Consider the following 15,738-nt stretch of genomic DNA (forward strand, 5'->3'; position numbering starts at 1 on the left):
GACGCGGCAGGATTCACTTTATGTTACAGCCTGGTATGTTGCTCGCCCTGTCTCTGACAGGTACTTATGTCGATACGCTTCTACGCACAGATTTCGCCATACGCAGGTATCCTAGCTACACAGGGGCTTGGTCCCTCCTGTGACCGGACTTTCACCGGCTAGAAGATGCGTGCTTTGCTGGGCACGCCGGCATAAAAAAAAGAGCCAGAGTCAATCTGTCTCTTTCCTTCATGTCCTTCATGTAGAGAATATTAGTTGGCTTCAGCCGTCAGAACAGCTTTACGGGACAGGTTGATCCGGCCCTGCTGATCGATTTCGGTAACCTTCACTGTAATCACATCTCCAATGGCTACCACATCTTCTACTTTACCCACACGCTCGGTAGAAAGCTGAGAAATGTGTACCAGACCGTCTTTGTTCGGCAAAATCTCAACGAAGGCGCCGAATTTCTCAATCCGCTTCACCGTTCCGGTATAGATTTCACCCACCGCAACCTCACGCACAATGCCCTCAATAATGGACAGGGCCTTCTGGTTCATTTCGGCATTGGATGAAGCGATGAATACACGGCCATCCTGCTCGATGTCGATTTTCACGCCGGTCTCTTCGATGATTTTGTTAATAATTTTGCCACCGGCACCGATCACATCGCGAATCTTGTCCGGATTGATCTGCATCGTGATGATTTTTGGTGCATAAGGAGAAAGTGCCTCTCTTGGCTGCTGAATCGCTTCAAGCATTTTGCCCAGGATATGCATACGTCCTTCTCTTGCCTGCTCCAAGGCTTCCTGCAAAATGCTACGGTCGATGCCATCAATCTTAATATCCATCTGGATGGCCGTAACGCCTTGCTGGGTTCCCGCAACCTTAAAGTCCATATCTCCCAAATGATCCTCCATCCCCTGGATGTCAGTCAGAATGGAAACATGCTCTCCGTCCTTGATCAAGCCCATGGCAACACCTGCAACAGGAGCCTTGATCGGTACGCCGGCATCCATCATAGCCAGGGTGCTGGCACAGATGCTCGCCTGAGATGTCGAGCCGTTGGATTCGATAACCTCAGAAACGAGACGAATCGTATACGGGAATTCCACTTCATTCGGAATAACCTTGGATAATGCGCGCTCACCCAACGCTCCATGTCCGATTTCACGGCGGCCCGGTGCGCGAAGCGGACGAGCTTCACCCACACTGAACGGCGGGAAATTGTAATGGTGCATGAAACGCTTCGTTTCTTCCAGATCAATACCGTCCAGAATTTGCACGTCTCCCAATGCGCCAAGCGTACACACGCTAAGAGCCTGGGTTTGTCCACGTGTGAACAGTCCTGATCCGTGAGTTCTTGGCAGCAGGCCAGTATCACAGTCGATTGGGCGGATCTCGGAAAGACCGCGGCCATCCGGGCGCACCTTATCATGGGTAATAAGGCGGCGGACTTCTTCCTTCACGATGTCATGCAGCACTTCCTTAACATCCTTCAGAAGCTCCGGCGTCTCCAAATACTTCTCTTCAAATACAGTGTATGCTTCATCGCTGATGGCATCGATGGCATCCTGGCGGGCATGCTTCTCTTCAATGCGTACAGCCTCTACCAGACGCTGCTCGGCAAACTTCCGAACCTCTGAGTTTACAGTTTCGTTAACCGCGTGCAGCTTGACTTCCATCTTCTCCTTGCCGGCTGCAGCTACAAGCTCACTGATGGTGGACACAATCTGCTTGATCTCATCGTGGCCAAACATAATTGCTTCCAGCATCACTTCTTCTGGAACCTCGTTGGCTTCGGCTTCAACCATCATAATAGCGTCTTTGGTACCGGCTACAACCAGGTACAGATCACTTGCTTCCTGCTGTGCAATAGTCGGATTCACGACGAACTCGCCGTTCACGCGTCCCACTGCTACTCCGCCAATCGGTCCGTTAAACGGAACGTCGGAAATGCTGAGAGCGGCAGAGGTACCAATCATGGCAGCAATCTCAGGCTCGCAGTCCTGATCCACGCTCATCACCAGATTAAGCACCTGCACATCATTTCGGAAGCCTTCAGGGAACAGAGGGCGAATCGGGCGGTCTGTCAGGCGGCTTGCCAGAATGGCTTTCTCGCTGGGGCGTCCTTCGCGTTTAATGAATCCTCCCGGAATTTTGCCGACAGCATACAATCTTTCCTCATAGTTCACCGTCAGCGGGAAAAAATCCAGGTCCTTCGGAGCACTGGAGGCTGTTACCGTACAAAGCACGGCTGTATCTCCGTACCGAACCATGACTGCTGCATTGGCCTGCTTGGCCAATCTGCCGGTCTCGAGTACCAGCTTTCTTCCACCCAGCTGCATTTCAACACGTTGTTCCATGTAGTCCCTCCTCCTAGGAGTTATTAGTTTAGTCATTGCTTAAGTATTCCCTAATTGTTTATCCCCTAAAAAAATAGCCCGGCTGCGCCGCTGTCGTTCCAAGAAGGACAGTGGACAACCAGGCTGCTTTTCGATACACCTTATCGCAATTAGCGGCGTAATCCAAGCTTCTCGATCAACGCGCTGTAGCGTCGAACATCCTTGTTTTTCAAGTATGCAAGCAGTTTCCGGCGTTGGCCGACCATTTTCAACAATCCACGACGGGAGTGATGATCTTTCTTGTGCGTACGCAAGTGGTCAGTCAAGCTGGTGATGTTTTCCGTAAGGATAGCGATCTGCACCTCTGGGGATCCTGTGTCGGACTCATGAGTCTTGTGCTCGTCAATCAGCTGCTGTTTACGTTCTTGAGTCAATGCCATCCTGTTCACCTCCTTCATTATAATCGCCATTAGCCTCGTCACCGACGGTGAGATCGGATAACCAAGCCAAGGTTCTACACCCGTAACCCAAGTGCCTTAAAGAGTATAGCATACTTTACCTGAAAAAGAAAACGGAACTTTGGATATTTACCTAAGACAAATGGGACAGCTGTTCTCTCGCCTTTGCTGCATCTTGACCGATCCTGTCAATCAGCTCATTAATGGAATTAAACTTGAGCTGGCCCCGGATGTGCGATACCAGATCCACAGTCATCACTTGACCGTAAAGGTCCCCGTCGAAATCCAGCAAATGCACCTCATACACCGGTTCAGCCATGCCCTCGTGAAAGGTTGGCTTCATTCCGATGCTCATCACACCGCTGCGCCAAACCTGATCTGAGGAGCATCTCGCGCGTACTGCGTAAACCCCCTGTGACGGAGTCACATAGGAAGCTTCAAGATCTAGGTTCGCTGTAGGGAAGCCGATCTGCCGCCCTCGCTTCTCACCGTGCACCACGGTGCCGGAAATACGGTACCGGCGGCCAAGCCAGCGGTTGACATCCTCCAGCCTGGCGTCAGCGAGTGCTTCGCGGATGGAGGAGCTGCCTACCTTCTCTCCGTCCACCAGCAACGGCGGAACAATGACAACCTCAATCTCTCCATTCCCGAGCACATGCAGATCTTCTGCATCCCCTGCGCCCTTGTGGCCAAATCTGAAATCAAAGCCGACCACAACGGTGTGCAGTGACAGCGGAAGCAGCATGTCCTTTACGAATTGCTCCGGTGTGATGCGGGAGAACGACTCATTAAACTCAATAACGTAGAGAATATCTACCCCCAGCTGCGCCAGAAGGTCCTCCTTGTCAGACTGAGGGGTTAGATAACCGTCGTAGCTGCCCTTGCGCATGACTTCCTTGGGATGTGGATAAAAGGTAATAACGGCTGCGGGGATCCCGGCCTTTCGCGACGAATTCACAGCGGTCTGTATGACACTGACATGCCCCAGATGCAGCCCGTCAAATTGACCAATCGCTGCCGTCTGGGGATGTCCGTATTCCGCAATCTGTGCTTCGGTAAGGGGGTATGACAGCGAAACGATTTTCATCTGGTTCTCACCTGCAATTCACTTAATAGATTCTCCCGTGCGTCTTAATGGAACACCTTCACCGGCACAATCGCACCGGTTTCTTCCTGTCTGCGAAAAATGCCCAGAAACTGCTGATGACCATCATACAGGCGGATAGCATCATTATGCTCCACCGGCGGCTGAACGGCTCTTGATGAAAGACGTTGTCCCTGGAGGGCCGCAGACCGTTTCTCGTCGATGACCGTATGCGCCGCTAGATGACGCACAGCTTCATCGGCCGGAATCAAGGAAGAGGCCAGCGTTCCGGCCTCCACCCTCTGTGCAATTTCTTCGAGCGTGAGGCAGTGCGAAGCCTCAACCCCGGCAGACAAGGTTCGCTTTAACGAGACCATAACGGCAGGATAACCTAACGCTTTGCCAATGTCTACACAGAGGGTACGAATATAAGTGCCTTTGGAGCAGAGCACCCTGAACGAGATGTCTGTGTGAGTGCCAGCCGCTTCAAAGCCGGTCATTTGGATCTCATGGATGGTCACCGTGCGGCTCTTGCGCTCCACAACCTTGCCCTCCCGCGCCAGCTCGTACAGCCTCTTGCCGTTCACCTTTACGGCAGAGTACATCGGCGGAACCTGTGATATGCTTCCCAAGAAAGAGGTCAGCGTCTTCTCTGCTTCCTCCCGGGTCACATTCACTTCATCAACCTGATCGATCACCGTGCCGGTAATATCTTCCGTATCACTGGAGAAGCCCAGACGAAGCACTGCATAATACTCCTTGGGAAGCTCCTGCATATACTCTACCACCCTAGTGGCACGACCCAGGCAAAGCGGAAGCACCCCTGTTACCTCCGGATCAAGCGTACCGGCATGACCGATTCTTTTCATTCCTAAAATGCGCCGGGTCTTGGCAACGACATCATGTGACGTCCAGCCCGCCGGCTTCATCACTGCAAGTACACCATCAAATTCACTCATAATGCCTTTTTCACCGCTTTAATCACTTGTGACATCACCTGATCCAGTCCACCTTCAATGCGGCAGCCCGCTGCCCGGACGTGGCCGCCGCCTCCGAACTCTTGGGCCAATGCTGCTACATCCACTTTGCCGGCAGAGCGGAAGCTTGCCTTGACCGCATCCGGGGATACCGCTTTAAACAGTATGCCTACCTCTACACCCTGGATATTGCGGGGGAAATTGACGATCCCCTCCAGGTCCTCATTCATCGCGCCGGTATCTGCCATATCCTCCGGGGTGACATAGACCCAGGCAACCTTTCCGTCCTCTGACAATTGCAGCGTATTTAGTGCTTTGACGAGCACCTTCATCTGCGGCAAAGTCATTTCCTCCAGCAGGGATTCTGCAAGCTCTGGACCATTCACCCCATGAGAGAGCAGATTCGAAGCAATGCTCATTACTTTAGGCGAGGTGTTAGAATACCGAAAGCCCCCTGTATCGGTAAGAAGCCCGGTATAAATCGCTGCTGCGATATCTGCATTCCACTCTACGTCAAATTCATGAATCAAATCATACAAAATTTCAGCGGTAGCGGCTGCTTCCGGCAGAACGACATGAACGTGTCCATAACGGTCGTTGGTCGGATGATGATCAATATTCAGAATCAGTGCGTCATCGGCAAACAACTCCCGGGTCCGGCCGACGCGTAAAAAGTCAGCGCAATCCACACAGATAACATGCTTGAAGTCACCTTCCGGACGCTGCTCCGTCATGTTGATCAATTCATCTGCGTGCCATAATACCTTCATTCTCTTCGGAATGGCACCTTCATTGACCATTATGTATTTTTTGCCCAAACGCGAGAGAAGCCAGCCCACCGCAAGGGTGGAACTGACTGCATCTCCGTCGGGCTGAACATGCGACACGATCAAATAATCATCATGCTCCAGCAGAAATTGCTTTGCCTGCTGCAGCTCCTGTTTATAGGTCAGCATTCGCCCTCTCCTTTATGAAACGATTAATCCAGCGGTTAATCTTGTTCTCCGATTTCACCTAGCAGCTTCTCAATCCGGCTGCCGTACTCAATGGATTCATCGAACTTGAAGATGAGCTCCGGTACGTGCCGAAGCCGAATGCGCTTGCCAAGCTCGGAGCGGAGAAAGCCGTTTGCTTTCTCCAATCCCTTTAAGGAAGCTGCCTTCTGCTCTTGATCTCCAAGCACACTCAAGTAAATCTTGGCCTGCGATAAATCGCTGGTAACATCAACACCTGTTACGGTAATAAAACCGATCCGAGGGTCTTTGAGCTCCGTCTGGATAAGCTGACTCAGCTCTTTTTTAATCTGTTCCCCAACCCGGCCTGTGCGGATTTTTGCCATGTCTGATCACCTCTCTAGCTTAGCGCGCCACGGTTTCCATAACGAAGGCTTCGATGACGTCGCCTTCTCTGACGTCGCTATAGTTTGCCAAAGTAATGCCGCATTCATAACCCTGCGCGACCTCTTTTGCATCATCTTTATAGCGCTTGAGGGAATCGATTTTGCCTTCATGAACCACAATGCTGTCCCGGATCAGGCGAACTTCCGCATTACGGGCAATCTTGCCTGAGGTTACCATACAGCCGGCAATCGTTCCGACCTTGCTAACCTTGAACGTATTGCGGACCTCGGCATGGCCGATAATGTTCTCCTTGTATTCCGGATCGAGCATGCCTTTCATCGCCTGTTCGATTTCCTCAATGACATTATAAATTACCCGGTGGAGACGAATGTCTACCTTTTCCTGCTCGGCGGTCTGCTTTCCTTGGGTGTCCGGACGAACGTTAAAGCCGATCACGATAGCATTGGATGCCGCAGCAAGGATAATATCAGACTCTGTAATCGCACCTGCACCGCTGTGAATGATCTTCACGCGAACGCCCTCAACCTCAATTTTGTTCAAAGAGCCCTTCAATGCTTCTACCGAGCCCTGTACATCACCTTTGATGATGACGTTCAGGTCCTTCATCTCACCGTCTTTAATATGCTTGAACAGATCGTCGAGCGTGACGCGAGTTCCATAATTCAATTCAGACTGACGCTGAGTTATCGCACGCTTGTCAGCAATGGAGCGTGCCTTGCGCTCGTCTTCGAATACCATGAATGGATCGCCTGCGCCCGGAACCTCGGTCAGACCTGTAATTTCTACAGGAGTCGAAGGACCGGCTTCTTTCAGACGGCGTCCCTTGTCGTTAACCATGGCCCGGATCCGCCCGAAGCAGTTACCCGCTACGAATGCGTCGCCGACCTTCAGTGTGCCATGCTGTACGAGAATACGGGCAACAGGCCCTCTTCCTTTATCCAGCTCGGCTTCAATAACGGTACCCCGTGCGCGCTTGTCTGGGTTCGCCTTGTACTCGTTCACTTCAGCGACGAGCAGAATCATTTCCAGCAAATCCTCAAGACCCATGCGCTGCTTCGCAGATACATTGACGAAAATCGTATCGCCGCCCCACTCTTCCGGGACCAGCTCGTATTCCGTCAGCTCCTGCTTCACTTTATCCGGATTCGCATCCGGCTTATCGATTTTGTTGACCGCTACGATGATTGGCAGGCCCGCTGCCTTAGCATGGTTAATGGCTTCCACCGTTTGAGGCATTACGCCGTCATCCGCCGCCACAACAATAATCGTCATATCTGTAACCTGCGCTCCCCGGGCACGCATGGCCGTGAAAGCTTCGTGGCCTGGTGTATCGAGGAAGGTAATTTTCTTGCTGTTGATTTCAACCTGGTATGCCCCGATATGCTGGGTAATACCGCCAGCTTCACCGCCGGTTACATTCGTAGAGCGGATCGCGTCCAGGAGCGTGGTTTTACCATGGTCAACGTGGCCCATGATCGTAACTACAGGAGGACGATCTTTTAAGTCGGCAGCTTCATCCACTTCCTCTACCGTCTCAAAGCGGTCTTCCTCCACTGGAATCTTCACCTCTACCTCTACGCCGAACTCACCGGCCAGAAGCAGAATCGTATCGATATCCAGCTCTTGGTTGATCGTGGCCATCACGCCGAGGAAAATCAGCTTCTTGATGACCTCAGAAGCATCCTTATGCAGCAGCTTCGCCGTTTCACCGACGGTCATATTGCCACGGACGATAATTTTCTTCGGCGTGTTGTCGATTTTCTCGCGAGGAGGCTGGTTGTTCTGATTGCGTCCCCGGTTATTTCTGCCGCCGCGATTGTTATTACGGAATCCACCCTGACGATTGTTATCATCAAAGCGCTTGCCGCCACCGGAGCGATTGTTGTTTCCACCGCCGCCATTGCTATTATTACCGCCATTGCCACCGCTGCGGTTGCCGCCGCGACCGCCGGCAGAACCTGCATTTCCACCTGCATTGCGATTGCTGTCTGTACGTGCGCCTGATGCGCCCGCTCCTTGCGGTCCACGGCTATTCTGCTGCTGCCCCGTTTGCTGGCTGCGTCCTGTCTGCTGGCCAGACTGTTGCGGGGAACGAGTGCCCTGCTGACCGGATTGCGGAGAACGATTGCCCTGCTGGCCTCCGCCAGTGCGGCTGCCGCGATTTTGATTCGTGTTACCTTGCAAATTTGAACTTGACGACGAATTCCTCCGGTTATCCTGACCGCTGTTTGAACGCTGCTGTGAACCGGAAGCCTGGTTTTGGGTTTGTTGGTTTCTACTATTCATACCTACCTGCTTTTCCTGTTGTTTTTGAGTCTGGCCCTGATCCTGGGTTTGCAATGAATCCTTTTGGCCTTGATTACGGCTGCCGCCAGACCCACCCCGGCTGCCGTCCATAACTTTATCCGAACCGTTTCGAGGTGGCTGCACCGCCTGCGAGGAGCCGCGGTCCGAAACCGATGCCGGCTTTGACTGTTCTCCCCGAGAGGCATTGGAGCCATCACGCTTTGCAGCCGCATTCGACTTGATGTCCTTGAAGAACTGCTCTACCTTCGAAACGGTGTCATTCTCCATCACGCTCATGTGATTGTTGACCGGAACGTTTAAACGCTTGAGTATTGTGATGATTTCTTTACTGCTCATATTGAGCGATTTAGCATATTCATATACACGAAGTTTATTGTCTTTGTTTTCCTGTTTACTCAATATACTCCACCTCCGACATTACCTCCAATTTCTTGGAGATCATTTCTGCGAATCCTTGATCCGTAACGGCCAGCACAACCCGTTCAGGTTTACCTACGCTTGTGCCCAGACTTTCCCGGTCAAATCCGATTACCAGAGGGATGTTGTAAGAACCGCATTTATCGCGGAACTTCTTTTTTGTATTATCTGAGGCGTCACCCGCCAGAAGGACTATTTTTGCTTCAGAAGACCGGATGGCTTTGAGCACGATCTCATCGCCGGTAACCACTTTGCCCGCCCGCATCGCCAATCCTAAGCTGGACAATGCTTTATTGTTCATCAGGCTCACGGTCCTTTTGTGCCAGAAATTCTTCTTCCACCTGCGTAAAATCCTGCGCCAGCTGCTCGTAAATATCACTGTGCACCGGCGCCTTCAAGGCACGATCGAGCGCTTTATTCTTGTGTGCCAGCTTGAAGCAGGACAGCTTTCCGCACAAATAAGCGCCTCTTCCCGACTTTTTGCCAGTCAGGTCGATCAGCACTGCGTCTTCAGGCGTTCTAACGACACGAATCAGCTGCTTTTTGGGCATCATTTCCTGACAAGCTACACATTTGCGAAGCGGTATTTTTCTCTGTTTCACTTCCTGCACCCCCGCCCTTATAATCTAGTCGACGGAGACGGAATCCTGATGCATCTCGCCGGTCAAGGTCTTGGGTCTGCCGTACTCCTGCTCTGCTTGGCTCTCGCTCTTGATATCGATCTTCCAGCCTGTCAGCTTGGCAGCAAGACGTGCATTCTGGCCCTTGATTCCGATCGCCAGCGACAGCTGATAATCAGGAACGATCACGCGTGCCATCTTCTCGTCTTCAAACACCTGTACCTCCAGCACCTTGGATGGGCTAAGCGCATTGGCCACGTATTCCTCGACGTTCTCGGAATAGCGAACAATATCAATCTTCTCGCCGCGCAGCTCGTTCACGATGGTCTGTACACGCATGCCCTTGGGACCTACGCAGGAGCCTACCGGATCAACCTCTTCATTGCGGGAATATACCGCGATCTTGGAACGGAAGCCGGCTTCACGCGCAACCGATTTGATCTCGACCACACCGTCGAAGATTTCCGGAACCTCCAGCTCGAACAAGCGCTTCAGCAGGCCGGGATGTGTTCTGGAAAGAATAATCTGAGGACCCTTGGTCGTGTTCTCAACCTTGGTGATGTAAGCCTTGATGCGATCGCCATGCTTGAATTTCTCATTCGGCATTAGCTCGGTCAGCGGCAGGGCAGCTTCAATCTTACCTAAATCAATGTAGATATTGCGAAGATCCTGACGCTGCAGCGTACCGGTCACGATATCCTCTTCCTTATCGATAAAGGCGCTGTAAATCAAGCCGCGCTCCGCTTCACGGATACGCTGGGTGACGACCTGCTTCGCCGTTTGCGCAGCGATCCGTCCAAAGTCACGAGGCGTGACTTCAATCTCGGCCACATCGTCCAATTGGAAATGCGCGTTAATATCACGCGCGGCCGGCAGCGAAATTTCCGTACGCGGATCCAGAACCTCTTCCACTACCAGCTTGCGGGCATATACCTTGATTACCCCCGTATTGCGGTTCATATCCACTCTCACGTTCTGAGCCGTGTTGAAGTTTCTCTTGTAGCTGGAAATCAGCGCGGCCTCAATGGCTTCAAACAGCACATCCTTGCTGATCCCCTTATCTCTCTCCAACTCGTTCATCGCTTCAATAAAATCCATACTCATTGAAAATCGGTTCCCCCTTTCATAAATACCGTCTAAAAAATGATGGCCAGTCTCGCACTGGCAACTTTATCATATGGAATCGCGTAAGTTTTTCTGGCGGTTTGGATTTCAAGCTCCTCATTCTCAAAAGAAATGAGCTTGCCTTCAAACTCCTTGCTGCCGCCCAGAGCTTCATACACCGTGACAAATACATGCTTGCCCACAGCCTTGGCGACATCCTCTTTCTTCTTCAATGGACGCTCGGCCCCCGGTGAGGACACCTCCAGGAAGTAAGCGGTCGGAACCGGATCGTTCTCATCCAGCTTCTGGCTCAGGTATTCACTGATCAAGCCGCAGTCATCGATATCGATGCCTCCATCCTTATCAACAAATACGCGTAAAAACCAATTGCTTCCCTCTTTCACATATTCCACATCTACCAGTTCAAAGCCGTGTTCTTCCAAATACGGCTGCACCATTTCTTCTACAGTACTTTTAATCTTTGATGTGCTCAAAGAACATAACCTCCAACACTTCATTTCCTATATACCAAAGAGTAAAGAGTGGGTTGCCCCACTCTTTACACAACGGTTTTATCTCCATGATTACCAAAAAAATTATAACATAGTCTGCCAATAGTGACAAGTGTGAGTCCTTGACTAGCCTGGATGGTCGGGTGGCTGTATCATCCACTCCGAAAAGCTCTAGAACAGGGAAAGCTGATTGCTCTCCGGCAGTCCGCGGAAGCAGCCCATCTGTGTCAACAGCTCCACCGCCGTCTTACTTGCCTTAGACTTCTGCTGGAAATCCTCAATGGATAAGAACTCTCCCTGCTCCTTAGCCGCAGCGATGTTACGGGCCGCGTTATCACCAATTCCCTGCAGGGCGGAGAACGGCGGAATCAGGCAGTCGCCTTCAACAGTAAAGCGAAGTGCGTCAGAGCGGTACAGGTCAATGTTCTTGAAGGTGAACCCGCGAGCCGTCATTTCCAGAGCCATCTCCAGTATGGAAAGCATGCTCTTCTCCTTGGTACTTGCCTGGAATCCCAGCTGCTCAATCTCGATAATCCGCTTGTGAATGGCATCATAGCCCTGACAGCACAGCTCAATGTCAAAGTCCTCTGCCCGGACTGAGAAATACGTGGCATAATACTCGATCGGGTAGTACAGCTTGAAGTAAGCCGTACGCACGGCCGAGATGACATATGCGGCCGCATGGGCCTTCGGAAACATGTACTGAATTTTAAGACAGGAATCAATGTACCACTGCGGTACCTTGCAGCGCTTCATCTCATCGATCCATTCCTGCGACAATCCCTTGCCCTTACGTACACTTTCCGTAATCTTAAACGCCAGACTGGCATCCATCCCTGCCTTGTAAATCAAGAAGAGCATAATATCGTCACGGCAGCCGATAACCGTCTTGATGTTACAAGTTCCATTCTTGATCAGCTCCTGCGCATTGCCGAGCCACACGCCCGTTCCGTGGGACAATCCTGATATTTGCAGCAGATCGGCAAAGCTTGATGGCTGCGATTCAATCAGCATTTGCCGAACGAACTTGGTACCCATCTCCGGCACCCCATAGGTTGCTACCGGAGAGCGAATCTGCTCCGGAGTTACTCCCAGCGCTTCTGTAGAGTTAAACATGCTCATAACCTTGGGATCATTCATTGGAATCGTTGTCGGATCTACGCCAGTCAAATCCTGCAGCATCCGCATCATCGTTGGATCATCGTGGCCCAGAATATCCAGCTTCAATAAATTGGCATCAAAGGCATGATAATCGAAATGCGTGGTCTTCCATTCCGCCTTGACGTCATCCGCCGGAAACTGGACGGGGGTAATATCTTCAACCTCCATATAATCCGGCACAACCACGATCCCGCCCGGATGCTGGCCGGTGCTGCGCTTAACGCCGGTACAGCCGCCGGCCAGCCGGTTCAGCTCAGCGCCGCGCCAGCGCTTCTGATGCTCTTCCTCATATTTCTTGGCAAAGCCGAAGGCGGTTTTTTCCGCAACGGTACCAATGGTTCCCGCTCGGAACACATTTTTCTCACCGAACATGACCTTCGTGTAGTTATGCGCTTCAGGCTGATATTCGCCGGAGAAGTTCAAGTCTATATCCGGCACCTTATCTCCCTTAAAGCCAAGGAAGGTCTCAAACGGAATATCCTGCCCTTCGCCCTTCAATCGCCCTCCGCACTTCGGACAAGCCTTATCCGGCAAATCGAAGCCGCTCGGGACACTGCCGTCCAGGAACCACTCGCTGTGCTTGCATTCTTTATCCAGACAGATATAGTGCGCAGGCAACGGATTAACCTCGGAAATGCCTAGGAAGGTAGCTACTACAGAGGACCCTACAGAGCCCCTGGAGCCGACCAAGTATCCGTCCTGGTTCGATTTTTTAACGAGCTTCTCGGAAATTAGATAGTTCGCAGAGAAGCCGTATTTGATGATAGGCTCCAGCTCCTTCTCCAAACGGGCGACCACAACCTCCGGCAGATCCTCTCCATAGATAGACTTCGCGGTTTCATAGCAGGTGTTGCGGATTTCCTCGTCTGCTCCGTCCAGAATTGGTGTAAACAGCTTGCTCGGAAACAGCTCGATTTCTTCGAAGCGGTCTGCCAGATCGTTGGTATTTTTGACGACAATCTCAAAGGCCTTCTCTGCTCCCAAATATTGAAATTCATCCAGCATCTCCTGGGTCGTGCGGAAATGGGCATCCGGCTTTCGAAGATCCTTCAGCGGGCTGAAGCCGGTAATACCATGGATCGTAATGTCGCGGAACAGCTTGTCCCGAGGCTCCAGATAATGAACGTTCCCGGTAGCAATGACGGGCTTATCCAGCTTTTCTCCAATGGCGATAATTTTTTGGACCGCTGTTTTCAGCTCTTCCGGACTGCCGACCAGTCCCTTGTCCACAAGGTGCATGTACATCGTCAGCGGCTGCACCTCCAGCACATCATAGAACTGGGCAACCTCCTCTGCTTCCTCTACAGTCTTGTTCAGTACCGATTCAAAAAATTCGCCCTTCTCGCACCCGGAGAGAATAATCAAACCGTCCCTCATCTCGACCAGCTTTGACTTTGGAATGCACGGCACCCGCTTAAAATGCTGAGTATGCGACATGGATACGAGCTTGTACAGGTTTTTCTTCCCGATCATGTTTTGGGCGTAAATGCCGCAGTGGAACGGTCTCGTATTACTTAGATCCGTACCGACATAATCGTTCAGTCGGTCCAGCATCTTGATGCCCTTCAGCTTCTCAACATCAGACAGCAATCCATTGAGGATTCCCGCGAGCGCTATAGTGTCATCAATGGCCCGGTGATGACTTTCGAGGAGCACCTTGTATTTGTCAGCCAGCGTGTTCAGCCGGTGGTTCTTCATGCCGGGATGCAGCATCCGGGCCAGCTCCAGCGTATCCAGGTACGGATTATCCAGCGTATTCATGCCGGCATTTTTCAAGGAAGCCTGAATGAAGCCCATATCGAATCTCGCATTGTGCGCAACCAGCACCGCATCGCCCACGAACTTCACGAACTCCTCCAGCACAGGCTCCAGGTCCGGAGCATCCTTGACCATTTCATCAGTAATGTTCGTCAGCTGCTGGATATGGTACGGAATTTTCTCGTGCGGATTTACGAAGGTCGCATAGCGGTCAATTTCTTTACCCTCCTGCATTTTTACGGCGGCAAGCTCCGTAATTTTGTTCTGCGTGATGGATAAGCCGGTCGTCTCGATATCAAATACAACATAGGTGGCATGATGCAATTCCAAAGGCTTGGCCTGCTCGACTACGTTGACCGCGTCATTTACGACGTTCGCCTCAATGCCGTAGATCATTTTGATGCCATTCTTCTTGGCATGCTTGTCCGCATCGGGAAAGCACTGGACCCCGCCATGATCGCTGACCGCAATCGCTTTATGCCCCCAGGCTGCTGCTGTTTTGACATACTTATCAATCGGAGTAACAGCATCCATCGTGCTCATTGTCGTATGGAGATGAAATTCTACCCGCTTGAGCTCCGCTTGATCTTTACGTGCAGCAGGAGCCTTCACCTCCACCAGATCCGACGGCATCATGACCAGCTCGGGCACCTGCATAAACCGGTCATACTCCACCCGTCCCCGTGCTTTAACCCACTTGCCGTTCTCCAGCAGACTCATGACCTTGAGGTCATCCTTAGTTTTGGCAAACATTTTCATCTGGAGGGAGTCGCTGAAGTCGGTCACATTATACGTAAACAGTGTGCTGCCATTACGAAGCTCTTTACGGTCCAGCCCGAAGATGGTACCCTGAATCGTAATCTTCTTCTCTTCATCCTGAATATTCTGAATGGACACCGGATGATCCTTAATGTCATAGCCAATCTGCAGCCTTACCTCTCCTTCTTCTTCCTCCGGCAGCGGGTCTGCCTCCAGCGTGGACATCATGCGCTCAATGACTTCCCGCTCTTCCTCCCGCTTCTTCTGCTCAAACTCTGCCAGGGCGGCTTGATCCTGCTGTTCACCCAGCTGCAGCTTCACCCTGAGCTCCAGTGCGAAATATTGCTTGAAAAAGGTCATCAGCGCCTCGTCGATCTGCTTCTTCCGTGCCAGCTCCAGCGCCATGCTATCGGGCATCTGAACAGTCAGCAGCCCGTCATTCAGCTCATGGCTTGCCCGCGCCATCCAGCCGTTCACGGACGGGATTTGGCGGTGTACCCACTCCAGAAACAGCCGCCAATACTCCTGAATCACCTCAGCTGGTGTTACTGATCCCTGATACACGAACTGAAACCGGATTTTTGCAATATGATTCAGCTTCTCCTGAATACGAAGACAGAAGGACCGATATACCTCAGCAGGCACCAAGCTGTCTTTGTGCAAGGTGATCAGCCACTCCCGGTTTTCTTGCGAGATCTCAACCTTCTCAATGATTCCGTCCAAAAAATACGGATCCACCAAGCCGGCCGGCACCTCGCCCTGCCTCATCAATAGCTCAAACCTGTTTCTTTTTTCCTTTATGTCCGCTGTGCCCATGGCTCCCTCCCTGCTGTATCCTTGGTTCACTTACTTATAAAAATGAAAAGCTTCCGGGCAGCACCGCAAGCTCCTCTACC

The 15,738-nt window shown here is 51.8% G+C and carries 12 protein-coding genes; all 12 read right to left on the reverse strand.

Features of this window, described 5'->3' with window-relative positions; genetic code table 11:
* Nucleotides 1-251: 251 nt before the first annotated feature.
* The gene (gene pnp, locus JJQ72_RS17145) at nucleotides 252-2,345 is read right to left on the reverse strand and encodes a polyribonucleotide nucleotidyltransferase (protein WP_138226079.1); all 2,094 of its coding nucleotides are present in this window, start codon (nucleotides 2,343-2,345) and stop codon (nucleotides 252-254) included.
* Nucleotides 2,346-2,494: 149 nt separating this feature from the next.
* Nucleotides 2,495-2,764 carry a 30S ribosomal protein S15 gene (gene rpsO / locus JJQ72_RS17150; RefSeq protein WP_138226080.1) on the reverse strand — a complete coding sequence of 90 codons (270 nt, stop codon included), beginning with the start codon at nucleotides 2,762-2,764 and terminating at the stop codon, nucleotides 2,495-2,497.
* Between the two features lie 151 nt (nucleotides 2,765-2,915).
* A complete protein-coding gene (locus JJQ72_RS17155) occupies nucleotides 2,916-3,869 on the reverse strand; it encodes a bifunctional riboflavin kinase/FAD synthetase (protein ID WP_138226081.1) in 954 nt (317 codons plus the stop codon).
* 44 nt (nucleotides 3,870-3,913) lie between these two features.
* Nucleotides 3,914-4,825 carry a tRNA pseudouridine(55) synthase TruB gene (truB, locus tag JJQ72_RS17160; RefSeq protein WP_138226082.1) on the reverse strand — a complete coding sequence of 304 codons (912 nt, stop codon included), beginning with the start codon at nucleotides 4,823-4,825 and terminating at the stop codon, nucleotides 3,914-3,916.
* Nucleotides 4,822-5,799, reverse strand: coding sequence for a DHH family phosphoesterase (locus JJQ72_RS17165; RefSeq protein WP_208204439.1), 978 nt, complete (start codon nucleotides 5,797-5,799; stop codon nucleotides 4,822-4,824). The genes truB and JJQ72_RS17165 overlap by 4 nt, the downstream gene beginning before the upstream one ends.
* A gap of 35 nt (nucleotides 5,800-5,834) precedes the next feature.
* Nucleotides 5,835-6,182, reverse strand: coding sequence for a 30S ribosome-binding factor RbfA (rbfA, locus tag JJQ72_RS17170; protein ID WP_138226084.1), 348 nt, complete (start codon nucleotides 6,180-6,182; stop codon nucleotides 5,835-5,837).
* A gap of 19 nt (nucleotides 6,183-6,201) precedes the next feature.
* Nucleotides 6,202-8,910: a translation initiation factor IF-2 gene (gene infB / locus JJQ72_RS17175; RefSeq protein ID WP_208204440.1), complete on the reverse strand. Its 2,709-nt coding sequence runs from the start codon at nucleotides 8,908-8,910 to the stop codon at nucleotides 6,202-6,204.
* Nucleotides 8,903-9,229, reverse strand: coding sequence for a YlxQ family RNA-binding protein (locus JJQ72_RS17180; protein WP_138227783.1), 327 nt, complete (start codon nucleotides 9,227-9,229; stop codon nucleotides 8,903-8,905). Before JJQ72_RS17180 ends, infB begins: the two co-directional genes overlap by 8 nt.
* On the reverse strand, nucleotides 9,219-9,530 hold the full coding sequence (gene rnpM, locus JJQ72_RS17185; protein WP_138226086.1) for an RNase P modulator RnpM: 312 nt from the start codon (nucleotides 9,528-9,530) through the stop codon (nucleotides 9,219-9,221). Before rnpM ends, JJQ72_RS17180 begins: the two co-directional genes overlap by 11 nt.
* A 24-nt stretch (nucleotides 9,531-9,554) precedes the next feature.
* The gene (nusA, locus tag JJQ72_RS17190; RefSeq protein WP_138226087.1) at nucleotides 9,555-10,652 is read right to left on the reverse strand and encodes a transcription termination factor NusA; all 1,098 of its coding nucleotides are present in this window, start codon (nucleotides 10,650-10,652) and stop codon (nucleotides 9,555-9,557) included.
* A 32-nt stretch (nucleotides 10,653-10,684) separates the two neighbouring features.
* Nucleotides 10,685-11,146, reverse strand: coding sequence for a ribosome maturation factor RimP (gene rimP / locus JJQ72_RS17195; RefSeq protein ID WP_138226088.1), 462 nt, complete (start codon nucleotides 11,144-11,146; stop codon nucleotides 10,685-10,687).
* A 189-nt stretch (nucleotides 11,147-11,335) separates the two neighbouring features.
* Complete coding sequence (locus JJQ72_RS17200) at nucleotides 11,336-15,658, reverse strand: PolC-type DNA polymerase III (protein WP_138226089.1); 4,323 nt, start codon at nucleotides 15,656-15,658, stop codon at nucleotides 11,336-11,338.
* Nucleotides 15,659-15,738 lie beyond the last annotated feature (80 nt).

This window comes from Paenibacillus sp. F411, assembly GCF_017582705.1.
Classification (GTDB): Bacteria; Bacillota; Bacilli; order Paenibacillales; family Paenibacillaceae; genus Paenibacillus_AQ; species Paenibacillus_AQ algicola.

Coding starts and splice junctions, on each gene's coding strand:
- pnp (WP_138226079.1), bottom strand. CDS start 2,345: ATGGAACAACGTGTTGAAATGCAGCTGGGTGGAAGAAAGCTGGTACTC.
- nusA (WP_138226087.1), bottom strand. CDS start 10,652: ATGAGTATGGATTTTATTGAAGCGATGAACGAGTTGGAGAGAGATAAG.
- JJQ72_RS17155 (WP_138226081.1), bottom strand. CDS start 3,869: ATGAAAATCGTTTCGCTGTCATACCCCCTTACCGAAGCACAGATTGCG.
- JJQ72_RS17200 (WP_138226089.1), bottom strand. CDS start 15,658: ATGGGCACAGCGGACATAAAGGAAAAAAGAAACAGGTTTGAGCTATTG.
- rpsO (WP_138226080.1), bottom strand. CDS start 2,764: ATGGCATTGACTCAAGAACGTAAACAGCAGCTGATTGACGAGCACAAG.
- JJQ72_RS17165 (WP_208204439.1), bottom strand. CDS start 5,799: ATGCTGACCTATAAACAGGAGCTGCAGCAGGCAAAGCAATTTCTGCTG.
- rbfA (WP_138226084.1), bottom strand. CDS start 6,182: ATGGCAAAAATCCGCACAGGCCGGGTTGGGGAACAGATTAAAAAAGAG.
- truB (WP_138226082.1), bottom strand. CDS start 4,825: ATGAGTGAATTTGATGGTGTACTTGCAGTGATGAAGCCGGCGGGCTGG.
- JJQ72_RS17180 (WP_138227783.1), bottom strand. CDS start 9,229: ATGAACAATAAAGCATTGTCCAGCTTAGGATTGGCGATGCGGGCGGGC.